We start from the raw sequence: 11,749 nt of genomic DNA on the forward strand, positions 1-11,749 counted from the left end.
AAAAAGGTATACTATAATCACTATCAACCCGTACCAGGAGGTGGCCAAAATGACCTTTACGCAAACCTTGAAAAGTCTCAAGGAAGCGGGCATTACCGCCGTGCCCGTCCCCGGGACCAGCAAGTATTATATTCGCTTCCGGGATGGCGAAAGCTTCTTCGTCGGAGAAAAGGTTTTATTGCAGCTGGCTTCATCAGCCCAGGAAGACGAGTCACTGGAAGCGACCCTGCGCAAGACGCCCCTGCGTCCGGAGCATCCGGCCGCGGTAGCGGGCCGCACATACAAAGTTAATTTTCTTTGATTTCACGGGCCAAACAAAGGCAGCCGGCCGGGTCGGCGCGAAGCCCTTATTCTCAACAGGAATAGGGGCTTTAATGTTGCTCCGGACCGGACGGCCGGCACAGCTGCTGTTACGACATGAGAAACGGCAATATAAGGATCCGCCGCCGGCCTTTTAAAGCGGGCGTACCGGGGGATAAACGGATCCGGAGAGAAACACCCCAGCGGTTCCACATGGGCGGACTGCTTACCGCAGTCCGGCTTTTTTCTCCATCAGCGCCCTGGCCTTTAGCGGCAGGCCGAACAGGTTGATAAAACCGGCGGCGTCCGCCTGGTTGTATATTTCGTCCCGGCTGAAGGTTGCCAGTTCAGGGTTGTACAGGGAATAGGGCGACTTTGCCCCGGCCGGGGTGCAGTTGCCCTTGTAGAGTTTCATGCGCACCGTTCCGGTAACCGTGCGCTGGGTGGCATCCACAAAGGCGTCCAGCGCCTCCCGCAGGGGGGAGAACCATACGCCGTCATAGACCAGTTCGGCGTAACGGGCGGCCGCCAGTTCCTTGAAGTGCAGGGTAATCCGGTCCAGGGTGAGCAGTTCCAGTTCGCGGTGGGCCAGGAAGAGGATGGTGCCGCCCGGGGTTTCGTATACGCCCCGCGATTTCATGCCCACCAGGCGGTTTTCCACCATATCCACGATGCCGATGCCGTTGGCCCCGCCCAGGGCGTTTAATTTTTCAATCAGCGCCACCGGATCCAGTTCCTGCCCGTTGATGGCGCGGGGGATGCCCCGTTCAAAGGAGATTTCCACATAGGCCGGCTGATCCGGTGCCTTTTCCGGCGCCGTGGTGAGCAACAGCACATCACCGGGCGGTTCCTGGGCCGGATCCTCCAGCACCCCGCCCTCGTGGCTCAAATGCCAGAGGTTGCGGTCCATGCTGTAGGGGCGGCTTTTGGTCACCGGCACCGGAATGCCCCGTGCGGCGGCGTAATCAATGGCGTCTTCCCGGGAACGGATGTCCCACTCCCGCCAGGGGGCGATGATCTTCAAATCCGGATCCAGCGCCTTGACAGCCAGTTCAAAACGCACCTGGTCGTTGCCTTTGCCGGTAGCCCCGTGGGCCACCGCCTCGGCGCCCTCCCGGCGGGCGATCTCGACCAGTTTTTTGCCGATCAAGGGACGGGCCATGGAAGTGCCGAGCAGGTATTTGCCCTCGTAAACCGCTCCCGCCCGCACGGTGGGATAAATATACTCCTCCACGAATTCCCTTTTTACGTCTTCGATGTACAGCTTGCTGGCGCCGCTTTGGACAGCTTTTTCATGCAGGGGCGCCAGCTCTTCACCCTGCCCCACATCGGCGGCCATGGCAATCACTTCGTAGCCGTAATTCTCCTTCAGCCAGGGGATGATGATCGACGTATCCAGTCCGCCCGAATAGGCAAGTACAACTTTTTTCACAGCGTACACTCCCTAAATTATGTTAATATGAAAAACGTTCTCCCTAACCCATGACCAGCGCCATGACGGCTTTCTGAGCGTGCAGCCGGTTTTCCGCCTCGTCCCAGACGACTGAGTGCGGCCCGTCGATTACTGCCGCTGCCACTTCCTCGCCCCGGTGGGCGGGCAGACAGTGCAGGAAGATAAAATCTGTTTTGGCATGGCGCACCAGTTCTTCATTCACCTGGTAGGGAGTGAAGACTTCCGCCCGTACGGCCTGCTCCGCTTCCTGCCCCATGCTGGCCCAGACGTCGGTGACCACCACGTCGGCAGCGGTCACCGCCTGTACCGGATCATTCAGTATCTCCACCCGGCCGCCGGTTTGAACGGCATCCTGCCGGGCCAGGGCGACAATGCCTTCATCCGGCTGATAACCGGGCGGGGAGGCCACGCTGATCTGCATGCCCGTCTTGGCACAGCCGAAGAGCAGGGAATGGCAGACGTTGTTGCCGTCCCCCACATAGGCCAGTTTCAAACCCGGCAAGGCGCCCTTATGTTCCCTGATCGTCTGCAGATCGGCCAGGATCTGACAGGGGTGCAGCCGGTCGGTCAGCCCGTTGATCACCGGAATATCAGCGTAGCGGGCCAGTTCCTCCACGTCGGCCTGGGCGTAGGTGCGGATCATGATGCCGTCCAGGTAGCGGGAAAGCACCCGGGCGGTATCGGCAATGCTTTCCCCGCGGCCCAGTTGAATGTCGTTTGCGTTCAGGTAGAGAGCCCGACCGCCCAACTGGTACATGCCCACTTCAAAGGAAACCCGGGTACGGGTGGATGATTTTTGAAAGATCATGCCCAGGGTCTTGCCGGCCAGGTAGGGATGGGGCACCCCCTTTTTTTGCTTGCTTTTCAATTTACCGGCCAGATCCAGGATGACCGCTATCTCCTGCGGAGTAAAATCATGCAGGGAGAGCATGTCCCGCCCTTTGAAACTTTCATAACTCATAATATAATACCGCCTTCCAGTATTACATTGATTTGCTTTTCTGCCGCTTCCCGCCATCCGCGACCGGTGCGCCTCCGGTCATAACTCCGGCCCGGTCTTTTCCGGCGGGCTGTTGTTTCCGGCGCAGGAATCAGTCCGTTTTGCCGGCCCGGCCGGTTTAGCTGTCTTCTTCCACCCCGGCCAGCGCCGTTTCCAGTATTTCCAGCGCCCGGTCCACGTCATCCGTGGAGATCACCAGCGGCGGGATAAAGCGCAGGATGTGCCCGTCCACGCAGTTGATCAACAGCCCCCGTTCCATGCAGCGCTTGACCACCGGTCCGCCGTCCACGGACAACTCCATGCCCAACAGCAGGCCCAGACCACGCACCTCGCGGATGAAGGGAAAACGACCGGCCAGTTGCGCCAGGCGTCCCTGCATATATTCCCCCACCCGGGCGGCATTTTCCACCACCCCGTGTCCGAGGGTGTATTTCATGGCCGCCAGTCCGGCGGCGCAGGCCAGGGGATTGCCGCCGAAGGTGGAGGCGTGATCCCCCGGGCCGAAGGCGGCAGCCGCCGTTTCTTTGGCCACCATGGCGCCGATCGGAAAACCGCCCCCCAGCGCCTTGGCCAGGGTAAACACGTCCGGCTCCACGCCGTAATGCTCGTAGGCCAGGAAGCGGCCGGTGCGGCCCAGCCCGCATTGCACTTCATCAAAGATCAGCAGCGCCCCGTAACGGTCGCACAGTTCCCGCACGCCGGCCAGGTATTCCGGCGCGGCCGCGTGGACGCCGCCTTCCCCCTGCACCGGCTCCAGCAGCACGGCGCAGGTCTGCGCCCCGATGGCCGCCTGCATGGCCGCCAGGTCGTTGAAAGGCACGTATTCAAAGCCTCCCGGCAGGGGCTCAAAGCCTTTTTGGTACTTGGGCTGGCCGGTGGCGGTAATGGCGGCCAGAGTGCGACCGTGAAACGACTTATGGGCGGTGACGATTTCAAATTTTTCCGGACCGCCGTGCAGCTTGCCGTATTTGCGGGCCAGCTTGATTGCCGCCTCGTTGGCTTCGGCGCCGCTGTTGCAGAAAAACACCCGGTCGCCGCAGGAGTTTTCCACCAGCAGGCGGGCCAGCTCAACCTGCGGTTCGATATAGTACAGATTGGATACGTGTATCAGTTTGTGCGCCTGGGCGGTAATAGCCTCCACCACCGCCGGGTGGCAGTGGCCCAGGGAGCAGACGGCGATGCCGGCCACGAAGTCCAGGTATTCTTTGCCTTCGGCGTCCCACACCCGCGCCCCCTCGCCACGTACCAGCGCCAGGGGGAAACGGCCGTAGGTGCGCATGACATAGCGATCGCCCAGTGCGATAATTTCTTCCGTACGCATATTAAACCACTCCTTTTCGGCCGGCGCAAACCTGCCGGCCGTCCGTTCCAGTCCTTCAATACCGGGGGCTGAAAAAACACCGGCGCCGGCAAACCGAAAGCTATCTGCTTTGTCCGGCCGGTCCCTCCGGTTCCGCCGTCTTAAAGGCGTTTCTTCGGGCCGGTACCCCGTTTGTTTTCTAACCTACCACCATGGTGCCGATCCCTTTGTCGGTAAACACTTCCAGCAAAATGGAATGGGCCACCCGGCCGTCCAGGATGTGGGTGGTGCCCACCCCGCCGGACAGGGCGCGGGTGCAGCACTCCACCTTGGGGATCATGCCGCCTTCGATTACTCCCCGGGCAACCAGGTCCGGTATCTCCGGGGCGTGGATCACCGAGATCAGGGAGTCCCGGTCCCGGCGGTCGGCCAGGATGCCTTCCACATCGGTCAGGATGACCAGCTTTTCCGCCCCCAGGGCCACGGCCAGTTCGCCGGCCACGTAATCGGCGTTGATGTTGTAACTTTCCCCGTCCGCTCCCACCGCCACCGGGGAAATGACCGGAATGTAGCCCTGGTCAATGAGCGTGGAAGCAATGTCCGGATCCACCCGGGTGATTTCCCCCACATGGCCGATGTCGACCATTTCCACCGTGCCGTCGGGGCGCCGGGCGCGGCCCAGTTTGCGGGCGGCCTGCAGCAAGCCGGCGTCCTTGCCCGACAGGCCCACCGCCCGGCCGCCGAAAGCGTTGAGCATGGAGACGATTTCCTTGTTTATTTTACCCACCAGCACCATTTCCACAATTTCCATCGTCTCGTCGTCGGTCACCCGCAGGCCGCCAATAAACCGGGACTCAATGCCCAGCTTTTTAAGCATGGCTGTGATTTCCGGCCCGCCGCCGTGCACAATCACCGGCCGCATGCCCACGTATTTCATCAGCACCACGTCGGTGAGCACGGCCTTTTTCAGTGCGCAGTCCACCATGGCGTGACCGCCGTATTTGATCACCACGGTTTTGCCGTAAAACTTTTTGATGTAAGGCAGGGCCTCCACCAGGATGCCCGCTTTTTCCAGCGCGCTCGCCAAATCGATCCCCCCGTTACGTGCGGTAACTGGCATTGATGTTCACATACTCATGGGTCAGGTCGCAGCCCCAGGCCGTAGCTGCCGCGGCACCGTCCTTAAAGTCAATCAATATGCGCACGGTATCCGTTTCCATTTCCCGCCGGGCCGCTTCCTCGTCAAAGGGGAGCGCCCCGCCGTCTTTGGCCACCTGCACACCGCCCAGGAAAATGTCCACCTGGGCCGGGTCGAATGCCGCTCCGGAATAGCCGGCGGCGCACAGGATACGTCCCCAGTTGGCGTCCAGGCCATAAACGGCAGCCTTGACCAGGTTGGAGGCCACCACCGCCCGGGCGGCCAGGCGGGCGTCCTTTTCGGCGGGCGCGTTGACCACCTGCACTTCGATCAGCCGACCGGCCCCCTCCCCGTCCCGGGCAATCTCCCGGGCCAGGTGAACGCAAACCTGCAATACGGCGTCCCGGAGCAGCCGGTAGTCCTCTCCGGCGCCGCTGATCTCCGGATTGCCCGCCCGGCCGTTGGCCAGAATCAGCGCCATGTCATTGGTGCTGGTATCCCGGTCCACACTGATCATGTTAAAGCTGCGCGCCGTGGCAAAGATGAGCATCTCCCGCAGGCATCCGGCCGACACTGCCGCATCGGTGGTGATGAAGCAGAGCATGGTGGCCATGTTCGGGTGGATCATCCCCGAACCCTTGGCCATCCCGCCCACCGTCACCGTTTTACCACCGATGTCCAGGCGTACCGCCAGCTGCTTGGGACAGGTATCGGTGGTCAGGATGGCTTCAGCGGCCGCGCCGCCCCCCGTCCGGCCCAATTCCCGGGCCGCCGCTGCAATGCCCGGCAGTATCCGTTCCATGGGCATCGGCTGGCCGATCACACCGGTGGAGGATACCAGCACTTCTTTTTCCTCAACGTCAAGCGCCCGGGCCGTTTCCCGGGCCATGGCCGCCGCGTCGCGCCACCCCTGCTCACCGGTGCAGGCGTTGGCGTTGCCGCTGTTCACCACCACCGCCCGGGCGCGGCCGCCGGCGATATGCTCCATGGTCAGCAGCAAAGGGGCGGCTTTGACCCGGTTGGTGGTAAAAACACCGGCGGCACTGGCCGGCACTTCCGAGTAAAGCAGGGCTAGATCCAGCTTGCCCCGGTATTTCACCCCGGCGGCCGCGCCGGCGGCCAGAAAGCCCTGTGCCGCGGTGACGCCGCCGGGGATTGTTTCAAATTGCATAAACGCTTCCATTAAACATACTCCCCCTGGTCGAAAACATATCCAATTTCCGGAAGCAGGCCCCTGGCGGGGCGGGTGGCTTGCATACATTCCGCGTGGTTTTCCGGACTAACTTTCATATTACTGACACGATGCAAACATATGACTGGTTTCCTGCCACTTAACCATCAGATTGCTGGAGAAGGGAATCGCCGGGATAAGCAGCGGGATACCCGTAGCAAACCCTTGGTGGGCTTGATATTTGCCCGTATTCTTTCTCCGTACCCGCTTTATCGGTACGCGCCGTAAAGCGCCAGTCAGGCGCCGTACTAAAATCAGGGATAGACGCCCGGCCCGCACAGCCCCGTGTCCTCCGGCAAACCGGACATTATATTCATATTCTGCACCGCCTGGCCGGCGGCACCCTTGATCAGATTGTCGATGGCGGAAACAACCACCACCCGGCCGGTGCGTCCGTCCACCACCACACCCAGGTCGCAGTGATTGGACCCGGCGACCGCTTTGGTGGCCGGCAGCATCCCCGGAGGCAGTACACGCACAAACCGCTCGCCGGCATAAAAGTCCCGGTACAGGGCGTGCGCCTGCCCGCCGCTCAAAGGGCGGGTCAACCGGCCGTAGATGGTGCTCAGGATGCCCCGCAGCATGGGAGTCAAATGGGGGGTAAAGGAAACCGTCAACTGCCGGCCGGCCAGGGCGCTCAATTCCTGTTCGATTTCCGGGGTGTGCCGGTGCCCGGCCACACCGTAAGCCTTGATGCTTTCATTTACCTCACAGTAATGGGTGTTCAGGGACAGTCCCCGGCCGGCCCCGGAAACTCCGGACTTGGAATCAATAATGATGCTATCCGGCTCCAGCCAGCCTTCTTTCAACAGCGGGGCCAAACCCAGGATGGCGCTGGTCGGGTAGCAACCGGGATTGCCCACCAGCCGGGCCACTTTGATTTCCTCCCGGTGGATTTCCGGCAGGCCATAAACGGCCCGCGCAATTAATTCACGGGCGGTGTGCTCAACCTTGTACCAGCTTTCATAGGTTGCGGCGTCCCGGAAGCGGAAATCGGCCCCCAGATCGATCAATGCCTTCCCCTGTGCCAGCGTCTCTTTGGCCACGGCCATGGCGTGTCCGTGGGGCAGGGCGGTGAAAACAACATCACTCTGCGCCACCAGTGCGGGCACGTCCTGCTCCGCACAAACCGGATCCACATATTTATACAGGTGCGGATATACCTCCCAGAACGGCCTGCCGGCGTAATTCCGGGAAGTCAGCCCGGACAACTCCACCTCCGGGTGACCGCTCAACAACCGCACCAGTTCGGCCCCGGCGTAGCCGGTGGCGCCGATCACACCCGCTTTAATCATTTTTCCGTCTCTCCTTGAGTCCCAACTGCCGCCGGCAGTCGACCGGCCGGCCTTCCGGATCAGTTTACCCCCGCCCCGGTCGGATAACACCGCCCGGTAAAACAACGGTGCATGGCGGCGGAAATAACATGTAATTAATTATACGTTTGATTGCATAAAAATGCAACAACTTTTTACCGCCCGGGGCAAAATTTTAGCCGTTATGTGGTTAAACATAACGGCTCTGTTTAAACAAAAGAATTCATCCCCAAAATGACTTATTCAATCTAATTGTTAAAGTGCCGGCGATATTGCCATCTGTTTGCCAAAACAGCCGGGACACCCCTTGCAAAGACAGCCATAAAAATTCATTTTGCCGTTTTGATCCCGGTATGGGTCAATTATTTTTAATGTAATGTGTGTATGCCATCGGCCAGGACAGTCAGTTCCCAGCTTTACAGCTCCTGCCCCTGCGCCTGCCGGGGAAAACGCCGGCTCAATACCAGTGCCAGCAGCAGGCCGGCCACGGCAATGATATTCAAGGCACCGAACACAGCCGGCACGCCCAGGTGATCGGCCAGTACGCCCAGCAGGGTCACGCCCACGCCGCCCATCCCTACTCCAAAACCAATAGTGAAGCCGCTGGCCAAACCTTTGCGGGCGGGCAACAGCTCCTGCCCCATGATGATGGTGGTGGAAAAAGTGCTGATCAGCGCCGCGCCAATAAAAGCCAGCACCACCAGGCCGGCCGGACCGCCACCGGTATGCCGGAAAAGGTACAGCAACGGAACAAGCAGGGCCATGGAACCGGCCATCACCCGCGGAGCGCCCAGCACGTCGGTCAGCGGCCCGCCGATCAGCGTACCCACCGCCCCGGCCAGCAGGAACACCGAGACAAAGTAGCCGGCCGCATGCGCGTTGACATGCAGATAATCGGTGTAGTACAAGGGAATATATGTGTATAAACCGGCATGCAGCCAGGTGCGGAAGGTGATATATACAATGAGCAGGACAAAGGCGGTCAGGACCTTTTTATTCCCTGCGGTGCGTGTCCCCGCCCCGTCCCCCGGATTATAAAGCGGTCCGGACACGGCGGAGCCGGGCTTACTTGCGGCCGGGTTTTCTTCAGCCGTCCGATCCGCCCTCCGGGCGGGATCCAGCCCGGTCCGGCTTGTTCCGGGAGAAGCAAAGCGGGACAAACAGCCCAACAAAATCAGCGCCGTGAACAGACCGGGAAAGATAAAATAATATGTCGCCCGGTGCCCGCCGACGGTTAATAGCCAGGCCATATATAAAGAGCCCAGCCCGAAGCCAAGATTGCCCCCCACGGAAAACACCGCCATGCCGCTGCCCTTGCGCATGCCGCTGGCCAGGTTGGCCACCCGTGAGCCTTCCGGGTGGTAGGCGGCCACCCCCAGGCTGGAAATGCCCACCGCCAGCAGCAGCCAACCGAAAACGGGCAGCCACCCGGTGGCGGCCAGACCCACCCCGGCCACCAGACATCCGATGGGAAGCAACCAACGGGCCGGCCGCCGGTCGGCGAACAGGCCGAAAACCGGCTGGATCACCGAAGAAGCTATATTTGACACCAGCACCAGCAGGCTGGTCTGAGCATAGTTCAAGGAAAAGACCTGCTTCAACACTGGCAGCAGCGCCGGCAGCGCCCCCTGGGCCATATCCGTAACCAGATGTCCCCAGGCCAGAAGTAATAAAACACCCATCACCGGACGGCCAAACTTTTCAGCCTGTTTTTTTGTCAATCCCTTCGCACTGATCTCCGCAGACTGCACCTGCTTCACTCCCGGCTTTTTAGTAAACTAACAATTAATATGTTAAACAACTTTTATTATTCAAGCCAAAGGGAAAAAATCCTGCCGGAGTATAATTTTTTTAAGCAACGGACTGTATGACCGGCACCGGACATAATTGGCCGCCGCCGGCATTGTATAACGGGCACATCCGGCCGTCAAAACTGCCGGAAATTCATGAAACTTAACAAATATGGGCTTGATCCGGCTAATATTATAACCTTATAATTTTATAAAGCGATTATACAAGGAGTGTTTGATTTTGCCGAAGAAAAAGATTCTGTTCCTCTGCACCGGCAACTCATGCCGCAGCCAGATGGCCGAGGGATTCGCCCGCGCACTGACCGGCGGCCAATGGGAAGTATCCAGCGCCGGCACTGCGCCGGCCGGGGTGAATCCGCGGGCGGTAAAGGTCATGGCTGAAGCGGGGGTGGACATATCCGGCCACACTTCAAAGGCAATAGATCTTGATCTTTTGAATTCTGTAGATGTGGTGGTCACCCTCTGCGGCGACGCCGCCGAAAGCTGTCCGGTCACCCCGACGGGGGTGAGGCGCATCCACTGGCCGCTGCCCGACCCGGCCCGCGCGGCCGGCACGGAAGAGGAAATCACGGCCGCTTTCCGCGTTGTACGGGACGAAATAAAGGAGCGCGTAACCGCGCTCCAACGGGAGTTGGCGGACTGACCGACGGCCGGAACCGGGTTCTGTCCAGGTTCAAATAACAACCATATGAATTTTTTCACCCTGCCGCACTGATCCAGGCGATGCGACAGGTGTATTTTTGTTCCGCACCGGGCTGTGGTTACCGGACTACAGGGACTGAAACGAAAATCCGGCCATCCTCAAGGCAATATGGCATTAAACAGGTAGCCGACAATGATTATGGCAATCCCCACGATGCCGACAAAGAAGCCGATCAGTTTGGGTTTCATCACCTTGCGTAATATAAGCATTTCCGGGGCCGAGATGGCCACAATGGACATCATGAAGGCCAGCACCGTACCCATGGGCATCCCTTTTTCCATTAACGCCTGCACAATGGGTATGGTACCGGCGGCGTTGGAATAAAGCGGAATACCGATCAGCACAGCAATAGGCACCGCGAAGGGGTTGCCCGGACCGGCGTACTTGACCACCAGATCCATGGGCACGTAACCGTGAATCCAGGCGCCGATGCCGATACCAATCAAGACGAAGAGCCATACCCGCCTGAAGATGTCCTTCGTGTATTCCCGGGCATATTCAAAACGGTCGGACCAGGTAAGCTGCTCGGCGGTGGCCGCCGCTTCACCCATATGGATTTTATAAACGTAATCTTCCAACTGATCTTCCAGGTGCAGACGCCCGATGACTATGCCGCCGATAATTGCCACTACCAGACCGGTGACAATATACAGCATGGCAATCTCCCACCCGAACAGGCCCCAAAGCATGATTAAGGCCACCTCGTTCACCGTGGGGGAGGAAATTAAGAAGGAAAAAGTCACCCCCAGAGGCAGTCCGGACTCGACAAAACCGATGAACAGGGGCACCGCTGAACAGGAACAAAACGGTGTCACGATACCCAGCAGGGCGGCCAGAATATTGCCCACGAATTCCCGCTTGCGGCCGAGAATTCTCTTCGCCCGCTCCGGTGGGAAGAAACTGCGGATTACCGCCACTACGAAAACGATTACCGCCAGCAACAAAAAGATTTTCATCGTATCGTAGAAGAAAAAGTTCAATGAATCTCCCAACCTGGTTCCATGGGCGATACCAAACCACCGGTAAACCAATAAATCAGCCAAGGCTTTTAACATTTTCAACCCCCCAAGTCTTCTGCGTATCCGGCGCCCCTTAGTTCATCCCGGGAACAAAACGTGCTCCACTCCATCCGGGACATACCGGAACCCCCGGTAAATATCATTGGGTGAAATTGGAACAGTCCGGTTCAATCTTGAGCGTCACTTGATACAGTTAATTATATATTATAATCTACTAATATAGTACCACTACTTAATACCCCTGGCAAGAGTTTTTTAAAATATTCATCCTCATAAAAATGACGGGTGGTTGTCACCGCATGTCTACGGCGGCGATGGATGGTAACCGAAAAGGACAGCCGGCTTTTTTGACGGTTGGGAGGGGAAGGGACAAAAAAAACACCTGCCGCCGCTTGAAGCGGTGACAGGTGTTTTTTGTTTTTTACTAGTCGATAATGGAGAGGATCGGCCGGGTGAACATAGACCATTCGCCATTGGCCGG

11 protein-coding genes are annotated in these 11,749 nt (G+C 59.1%); 2 read left to right on the forward strand and 9 right to left on the reverse strand.

Annotated features, from left to right (window positions below):
* The first annotated feature begins 49 nt into the window (after window positions 1-49).
* Complete coding sequence (locus A6M21_RS14245; RefSeq protein ID WP_066669999.1) at window positions 50-301, forward strand: hypothetical protein; 252 nt, start codon at window positions 50-52, stop codon at window positions 299-301.
* 225 nt (window positions 302-526) lie between these two features.
* On the opposite strand, the gene A6M21_RS14250 is transcribed toward A6M21_RS14245, so the two are convergent.
* From A6M21_RS14250 to A6M21_RS14280, 7 genes are all read right to left on the reverse strand, one after another.
* Window positions 527-1,732: an argininosuccinate synthase gene (locus A6M21_RS14250; protein WP_066670001.1), complete on the reverse strand. Its 1,206-nt coding sequence runs from the start codon at window positions 1,730-1,732 to the stop codon at window positions 527-529.
* Between the two features lie 43 nt (window positions 1,733-1,775).
* Window positions 1,776-2,714, reverse strand: coding sequence for an ornithine carbamoyltransferase (gene argF / locus A6M21_RS14255; RefSeq protein ID WP_066670003.1), 939 nt, complete (start codon window positions 2,712-2,714; stop codon window positions 1,776-1,778).
* Between the two features lie 157 nt (window positions 2,715-2,871).
* Window positions 2,872-4,074: an acetylornithine transaminase gene (locus A6M21_RS14260; RefSeq protein WP_066670005.1), complete on the reverse strand. Its 1,203-nt coding sequence runs from the start codon at window positions 4,072-4,074 to the stop codon at window positions 2,872-2,874.
* A 178-nt stretch (window positions 4,075-4,252) separates the two neighbouring features.
* Window positions 4,253-5,140 (reverse strand): acetylglutamate kinase, encoded by an 888-nt coding sequence (gene argB / locus A6M21_RS14265; RefSeq protein ID WP_066670008.1) that lies wholly within the window; start codon window positions 5,138-5,140, stop codon window positions 4,253-4,255.
* Between the two features lie 13 nt (window positions 5,141-5,153).
* On the reverse strand, window positions 5,154-6,374 hold the full coding sequence (gene argJ / locus A6M21_RS14270) for a bifunctional glutamate N-acetyltransferase/amino-acid acetyltransferase ArgJ (protein WP_066670010.1): 1,221 nt from the start codon (window positions 6,372-6,374) through the stop codon (window positions 5,154-5,156).
* Between the two features lie 302 nt (window positions 6,375-6,676).
* Complete coding sequence (gene argC / locus A6M21_RS14275) at window positions 6,677-7,717, reverse strand: N-acetyl-gamma-glutamyl-phosphate reductase (RefSeq protein WP_066670042.1); 1,041 nt, start codon at window positions 7,715-7,717, stop codon at window positions 6,677-6,679.
* A 434-nt stretch (window positions 7,718-8,151) separates the two neighbouring features.
* Window positions 8,152-9,486 carry an MFS transporter gene (locus A6M21_RS14280; RefSeq protein WP_242868860.1) on the reverse strand — a complete coding sequence of 445 codons (1,335 nt, stop codon included), beginning with the start codon at window positions 9,484-9,486 and terminating at the stop codon, window positions 8,152-8,154.
* A gap of 280 nt (window positions 9,487-9,766) precedes the next feature.
* Between A6M21_RS14280 and arsC the strand changes: the two genes are divergently transcribed.
* On the forward strand, window positions 9,767-10,189 hold the full coding sequence (arsC, locus tag A6M21_RS14285; RefSeq protein ID WP_066670048.1) for an arsenate reductase (thioredoxin): 423 nt from the start codon (window positions 9,767-9,769) through the stop codon (window positions 10,187-10,189).
* Window positions 10,190-10,347: 158 nt separating this feature from the next.
* Here the strand turns inward: arsC and A6M21_RS14290 are convergent, their stop codons facing one another.
* Window positions 10,348-11,304 carry a permease gene (locus tag A6M21_RS14290; protein WP_066670012.1) on the reverse strand — a complete coding sequence of 319 codons (957 nt, stop codon included), beginning with the start codon at window positions 11,302-11,304 and terminating at the stop codon, window positions 10,348-10,350.
* Window positions 11,305-11,465: 161 nt separating this feature from the next.
* On the reverse strand, window positions 11,466-11,749 hold a 284-nt coding region (locus tag A6M21_RS19015), incomplete at its 5' end, for a hypothetical protein (protein WP_207644553.1).

The sequence above is a fragment of the Desulfotomaculum copahuensis genome (assembly GCF_001655685.1).
In the GTDB taxonomy this organism is placed as follows: domain Bacteria; phylum Bacillota; class Desulfotomaculia; order Desulfotomaculales; family Desulfovirgulaceae; genus Desulfotomaculum_G; species Desulfotomaculum_G copahuensis.